The organism is Roseibacillus ishigakijimensis, assembly GCF_016595415.1.
GTDB lineage: Bacteria > Verrucomicrobiota > Verrucomicrobiia > Verrucomicrobiales > Akkermansiaceae > Roseibacillus > Roseibacillus ishigakijimensis.
Genome location: NZ_JAENIO010000073.1, coordinates 1 through 5,679, shown reverse-complemented (window position 1 = coordinate 5,679; position 5,679 = coordinate 1). Strand labels below are relative to the sequence as shown.

Genomic DNA, 5,679 nt, shown 5'->3' with positions numbered 1-5,679 from the left:
TCATTTTATGGGGTTGGGTTTGGCGTTTTTCGCCGTTCCTCACCACCAAAATTATCGCTTAACCCCTGGCCCGATTTTCGGGGTCCACCTCAGACTTTCGTTTGTGCTTTCAGCCGCATACGACTCCCTGCCCGTTGCTTCGGAACGAATTCGTAAATTTTCAAATCCACGACATTTTGTATTGCGAACTCTTTCTCAGCTCCACTTTTCAACCGAAACGCCTCTTTCCCAAACACGACACCCAACTCATTGGCAGCCCCATTCGTAATCAGGACCTCCCATTGCGAATTATCTCGTCGAACCTCGACTTGCAGAATCGCCTTTGCCTCTGCAGCAGCCTCAGCTTCGCTTACGGGCGACAGAAGCAAAGCCAAGATCGCTCCACAATAAACAGAAATTTTTGCAAGCGAGTTCATTCACCCGTCTTCATAGCAATCTCTCTCCTATTTGGCGAGGTTTAAAGAATCTAACCCAACAAAAGCCGCTGTGATTTCCTCCAGGCGCTCCGGGGAGTAAAGTTCTTTGGCTTCGCTGCTCCAGACCACTCCCGGCCAGGCGGCATCCCCGGGCGATCGGCCCACGATGTGCCAATGCATCTGGCGCACCTGATTACCAATGCAAGCGATGTTGAGCTTCTCGGGCCGAAAATAGTTTTCCACAAAAAGCGAAACCTCGCGCACCACGGCCATTACTTCCGCCGCCCGGGCCTCGCTGAGCTGATGCCAGTCCTCCTCTCCCCCGGCGACCTCGGGCACGACGAGAAGCCACGGAAAATGGCGATTGTTCTTCAGCAGAATGTGGCAATCACGACTCCGGCCCAGAGGCAGGGAGCTTTTCAACAAGCGGGGATGAACTTCGAAGGCCATGTCCGGCCATTATTCGCCATGCACCACGCGCCGTCGAATCATATCGAGGGCTCGTTGGCTAACCTCGTCCTTGAACTGGCGGCGGCCACGGGGGTGATTGCGCCGTTGCACCGCGGTTTCCCGACCCTTTTGCGCCAACCCGAGGTAGACCGTGCCCACGGGCTTCCCGTCACTCCCCCCATCGGGGCCGGCAATGCCCGTCACACTGATGGCGAGGTCGGCACCACTGGCGGCGAGAGCGCCCTCGGCCATCTCGCGACAGACCTCCTCGCTGACCGCCCCATGGGCCGCCAGCGCAGACTCCCGCACTCCGAGGAGAGAAATCTTGGCTGCATTAGCATAGGTCACGAAGCCATGGGTCAAGACCGCGCTGGAACCGGGAATATCGGTCAAACGACTGGCGACCAGACCGCCGGTGCAGCTCTCGGCTGTCGTCAGGGTGAGCCCGGCCTCGGTCAGCTCGCGCACCACCACTTGCTCCAGGCTATCGCCATCGCTGACGTATTGGGTAGGAAAATGTTCCGCCACATGAGCCCGGGCTTCCGCAATGGCCTCGGGGCCTCCGATGAGCCGAAGGTCGAGTTCACCCGGGCGCGCGCAGTAACCGAACTCCAGGCCGGGAATCGCTTGCAGCCCGGCGTCCACCCCGTCGGCAAAAGAGCTTTCGCCAATCCCGACAAATTTCAATTCGACCGCCTCTCCGGCATTCTCAATGCCCGCCAGAGCGACCAACCGGGGTGAGACCTCCTCGCGAAACATGGGCCGCAGCTCGCCGGGAGGGCCAGGGAGGAGGAAAATGGCGCAAGCCGAGGCTTTGCCCAGGCGGGGAGGGACGTAGATCCCCGGCGCGGTGCCGTTGCCATTGGGCAAGACATCGGCCCCCACTGGCACTTGGGCCTGCTTGCGATTGCCCTCCGGCATTTCGCCATAGCCACGCGCTTGGAAAAACTGCTGCATGGTGCGCAGGGCCTGCTCGTCTTCAATCATCTCCGTGCCCAATACCTCGGCCGTGGCTTCCCGCGTGATGTCGTCGCTGGTCGGGCCCAAGCCACCGGTCACGATCAGGGCATCGCAGCGCATCACTGCCTCGGCCATGGCATCGCGGATAGCATCGCCATCGGGCACCGTCACCTGCCGCTGCACGCGCAGACCGAGCTTGAGCAGCTCCTGCCCCATCCAGTGGCCATGGGTATTGAGAGTGGAGCCCAGCAGGAGCTCGGTGCCAGTGTTGAGAATTTCGATACGCACGGCAGCAGTTTGTCCCCTTTACCCGATTCCTCAACCGGAGATTGTGTTCATCCCGCAGTTTGCCCGGGGCAGTCTGCGCGGGCTGGCAGCCATTTGAGGCACCTTCTCCTTGATCCCGACAGAAATCTCTCCAAGCTGTCAGGCATGACTAAGGCGGAAATTCAGGATCTTTATTTCATGGACTCACGGGCGAAACTCATTGATATCGCTTCCTTCTTGGATCGCCTGGACCGCATGGAGGGCGAGGCCGACTTCCGGCACCCGGCCTTTCTCGGCGCGATGGAAGCGATGAAGAATCCCCCCGAAGGCCGCACTCGGGTGCAGGCCGTGCTGGAAGCCTTGTCCGATCACTCCGAGGAGCCTGCCGAATCCGCATCCATCGGCTTTGCCTATGGCGCCCAGAAGCCCAACTGAGCGCGCTCTTTCTCCTTTCCCAAAAATTTCCCTCCCCACACACAGCGAGAGCTTGGCGGGGAGCCCATCTCTCCCCTAATCTCTTACTATGAAGACCCTCCTCGCTATTTTTCTCCTCTCCCTCTTTTCTTCCCTCGCGGCCTCCGCGCAGCAGGTGCACGTCATTCTCTGTGGAGGCCCCGCCTTGCGCAGCTGGGAGGACCTCCGGGTCGGCCCCGACCAGCATGACCGCTGGTGGGCCAACTTCGTGCGGGCCTCGACCATGCGCATGGACGAGTTGCGCAAAGCCTACGGACCCAATGCCCAAATCGTCTGGATGGTCTACAAGCCTGGCTACGTGACCCGAGGAAGGGAAGATGGAAAACCCTACGTCACTTGGATCTCCGAGCAAGCTAGCAAGCGCCAGGCGAACTTGGTCTGGCTCAACTCCAGCAATGACTTCTTCCGCCGCTTCAACGCCCTCCCCCGAGGCTCGGTGACCAATTTTGACTTCTTCGGCCATTCCAACAAACACTGCTTCCTCCTCGATTACAGCAATGAGATCATGGCTTCCTGCAAGGACTGGATCCACGAGACCGACCTTGGCCGCATCAAGTCCAGCGTCTTCAATCGCAACGCGATGTGCCAATCCTACGGTTGCCACACCGGGGAATCGATGTCCGCCTTCTGGCGACGCGCAGTGGGCATCCCACTGGTGGGGGCCAAAGGAAAGACCGACTACACCGCCCTGACCGATGGCCGGCTCCCGACCGTGAGCGGATCCTGGGTGCGCTGAGTGCCTCTGCAAGACATGCGATTGGATTGCCTTTTCCTGAAAAAACGCCTACTTCCCGCCCCCTGACAACATGGCCGACAAAACCGCTATCACGCCCACCCGCGACGAGGACTTTCCCGAATGGTATCAACAAGTGATCCGAGCCGCCGACATGGCGGAGAATTCCGAAACCCGCGGCTGCATGGTCATCAAGCCCTGGGGCTACGGCATTTGGGAGCTCATTCAGGATGACCTCGACCGCCGCTTCAAGGCCACCGGGCACCAGAACGCCTACTTTCCCCTTCTCATTCCCTTGGCTTACCTGGAAAAAGAAGCCGAGCACGCGGAGGGCTTCGCCACCGAATGCGCGGTGGTGACCCACCACCGTCTCGAGGCCCAGAAAGATCCCGAGAGCGGCAAGACCACCATGGTTCCCTCGGGCAAACTGACCGAACCCTACGTCATCCGGCCCACCTCCGAGACTATCATCGGCGCGGCCTTTGCCCGCTGGGTGGAGAGCTACCGCGACCTCCCCCTCCTCATCAACCAATGGGCCAACGTGATGCGCTGGGAAATGCGCCCCCGCCTCTTCCTGCGCACCGCCGAGTTTCTCTGGCAGGAAGGCCACACCGCCCACGAGACGGCGGAGGAAGCCATTGCCGAGACCCGCACCATCCACCAGCTCTACTCCGACTTCCTGCGCGACGTCCTCGCCATCCCGGTCGTCATGGGAGAAAAGACTGAAGCCGAGCGCTTCCCCGGTGCCGAAATGACCCTGACCGTAGAGGCCATGGTGCAGGACAAGAAAGCCATCCAGGCCGGCACCTCCCACTACATGGGGCAAAATTTCGCCAAAGCGCAAGACATCAGCTTCGTCGACCGCGAGAACCAGAAGCAGCTCGCCCACACCACTTCCTGGGGCGTTTCCACCCGTCTCATCGGCACCCTCATCATGGCCCATTCCGACGACGACGGCCTCATTCTCCCTCCCCGCGTCGCCCCCCAGCAGATCGTCATCATCCCGGTCACCCCCAAGCCCGACTCCCGCGATGCCATTCTCGATGCCTGCCAGGCCTTGGCCAAGACCCTCTCCAGCCAGACCTTCCACGGTCAACCCCTGCGCGTCCACGTGGACAATCGCGAGATGGGCGGAGGGCAGAAAAAATGGGACTGGGTCAAAAAAGGCGTCCCCCTGCGCATCGAAATCGGCCCCCGCGACTTGCAATCGCAAAAAGTCTGCCTGCAACGCCGCGACCAAGGCATTCAGGAAAAAAAATTCCTCGGGCGCGAAGAGTTTCTCCGCAATGTCCAATCCCATCTCGATGCCGTCCATCAGGGTCTCCTTGAGCGGGCAACCGGACTGCGGGACCAAAACACCAGCGAGTGTGGCGAATTGGCGGACTTCGAGGCCCACTGGAGCGCCAGCGACAATCCCGGCTGGCTCCTCACCCCTTGGGCGGGCAGCCGTGAGCAGGAAGAGGAGCTTTCCAAGAAACACCGCATCGCCGTCCGTTGCCTCCCCCTGCAGAACGAGGAAGCGGAGGAAGCCCCCTGCCTCCTCACCGGCACTCCCACCCGCCAACGAGCCCTCTGGGGACGCAGCTATTGAGCTTTTCCGGGAAAAAATCGCAAAAGTTCGAATTCGCCGCTTGACGGGCAAGGCGCGGGCTCCTAGTCTCCGCGCCCCTTAAGAAATACTGATGGCAACTATGGCAAACGACAATTTCCGCGGAGTCGAGATGAAGAAAGGAGAGCCGGTGGACCGCGCTCTTAAACGGCTCAAGACCAAACTCGACACCGAGGGCATCTTGGAGGAAATGCGTCGTCGCCGGGCATTCGAAACCCCCACCCAACGTTTCCAACGCAAGCTCCGCACCGCTTCCAAGCGCAACAAAGTGCGTTGGCAGTATTCCAACAAGTCGGCTGCCGATAAGGAAGGCGACGACAAGAACGAGGGTTAATCTCCCTGTTTTCCCAGATTTTGCAGAGAGCGTCCTTCGGGGCGCTTTTTTTGTGCTCTCCTCCCCTCACCTCACCTCAACATCTTTGTATTCTTCTCTCCATGAGCTCTCCAATTCGCCTTTTAGCCAAACAAATTGTCAACGCAGAGAAGGCCTTCGAGTTGAGCGACTCTTCCCTCCTTTATGCCCATGAAGCACTTGCGAAATTTTTCCTACAAGGATTTAAACCCTTAGAAGAATGGATCGAGCAAGCGCCAATTGGATATGAGGACGTCATTCTTCTGAAAGACGCCCTCGAGCAGTATGTCCGGAATCATCCCGACCACCCCTCTCGGGCCATGGCCATTCGCGTCAGGTTAAGGCTGTGAGGCCTGATTCTATGGGGGATTTGCGGGTTCGTCGGTCTCTTTTGAGGTGCCGCGGATCAGGACTAAAA

General features: G+C 59.5%; 8 protein-coding genes. 5 read left to right on the top strand and 3 right to left on the bottom strand.

Annotation, left to right across the window (positions count from 1 at the left end; genetic code table 11):
- Window positions 1-89: 89 nt before the first annotated feature.
- The 3 genes from JIN78_RS16475 to JIN78_RS16465 are packed head-to-tail and all read right to left on the bottom strand — an operon-like array spanning window position 90 to window position 2,114.
- On the bottom strand, window positions 90-416 hold the full coding sequence (locus tag JIN78_RS16475) for a hypothetical protein (protein WP_200393092.1): 327 nt from the start codon (window positions 414-416) through the stop codon (window positions 90-92).
- A 27-nt stretch (window positions 417-443) separates the two neighbouring features.
- The gene (locus JIN78_RS16470; protein WP_200393091.1) at window positions 444-866 is read right to left on the bottom strand and encodes an HIT family protein; all 423 of its coding nucleotides are present in this window, start codon (window positions 864-866) and stop codon (window positions 444-446) included.
- Window positions 867-875: 9 nt separating this feature from the next.
- Complete coding sequence (locus JIN78_RS16465) at window positions 876-2,114, bottom strand: competence/damage-inducible protein A (protein WP_200393090.1); 1,239 nt, start codon at window positions 2,112-2,114, stop codon at window positions 876-878.
- A 144-nt stretch (window positions 2,115-2,258) separates the two neighbouring features.
- Between JIN78_RS16465 and JIN78_RS16460 the strand changes: the two genes are divergently transcribed.
- The 5 genes from JIN78_RS16460 to JIN78_RS16440 all read left to right on the top strand — a co-directional run bounded on the left by JIN78_RS16460 (window position 2,259) and on the right by JIN78_RS16440 (window position 5,611).
- The gene (locus JIN78_RS16460) at window positions 2,259-2,528 is read left to right on the top strand and encodes a hypothetical protein (RefSeq protein WP_200393089.1); all 270 of its coding nucleotides are present in this window, start codon (window positions 2,259-2,261) and stop codon (window positions 2,526-2,528) included.
- An 88-nt stretch (window positions 2,529-2,616) separates the two neighbouring features.
- On the top strand, window positions 2,617-3,303 hold the full coding sequence (locus JIN78_RS16455) for a hypothetical protein (RefSeq protein ID WP_200393088.1): 687 nt from the start codon (window positions 2,617-2,619) through the stop codon (window positions 3,301-3,303).
- A gap of 70 nt (window positions 3,304-3,373) precedes the next feature.
- Window positions 3,374-4,891: a proline--tRNA ligase gene (gene proS / locus JIN78_RS16450; RefSeq protein ID WP_200393087.1), complete on the top strand. Its 1,518-nt coding sequence runs from the start codon at window positions 3,374-3,376 to the stop codon at window positions 4,889-4,891.
- A gap of 91 nt (window positions 4,892-4,982) precedes the next feature.
- On the top strand, window positions 4,983-5,243 hold the full coding sequence (gene rpsU, locus JIN78_RS16445; protein ID WP_234038049.1) for a 30S ribosomal protein S21: 261 nt from the start codon (window positions 4,983-4,985) through the stop codon (window positions 5,241-5,243).
- 101 nt (window positions 5,244-5,344) lie between these two features.
- A complete protein-coding gene (locus JIN78_RS16440) occupies window positions 5,345-5,611 on the top strand; it encodes a hypothetical protein (RefSeq protein ID WP_200393086.1) in 267 nt (88 codons plus the stop codon).
- Window positions 5,612-5,679 lie beyond the last annotated feature (68 nt).